The sequence below is a fragment of the Pseudomonas sp. GW456-12-10-14-LB2 genome, assembly GCF_002884345.1.
Taxonomy (GTDB): Bacteria; Pseudomonadota; Gammaproteobacteria; order Pseudomonadales; family Pseudomonadaceae; genus Aquipseudomonas; species Aquipseudomonas paraglycinae.
Genome location: NZ_POHV01000175.1, coordinates 1 through 268, shown reverse-complemented (window position 1 = coordinate 268; position 268 = coordinate 1). Strand labels below are relative to the sequence as shown.

At 69.0% G+C, this 268-nt stretch carries 1 protein-coding gene; it reads right to left on the bottom strand.

The window, feature by feature from the left end; genetic code table 11:
• Positions 1 to 268 (bottom strand): hypothetical protein (locus C1X29_RS29955; protein ID WP_158247914.1); only part of this gene is annotated, 268 nt, incomplete at both ends.

Below are 268 nucleotides of genomic sequence, written 5' to 3'. Positions count from 1 at the left end.
GCTTGCGGCGCTCCGAGCCCGGCGGACGTGGCGTTGTGTTCGTCCAGGGCATCGTGCCATCCGGTCGGCAGAGCATCGACCTTGCCCTTCAGGTCGCCCTTCCGCTCCGGGCGGGGGCCCTTGCAACCGCCATCGCGCCATACCCGGAACTTGCGGCTGTCGACCCACTCCCTTCGGCCGTGCTCGGCGCGGACGATGATGTCAGCGATCACCCGGTTGGCCTCGTCCTCGTTGAAGAACGCCGACGCGAGCCGTCGGGTCGTACAGC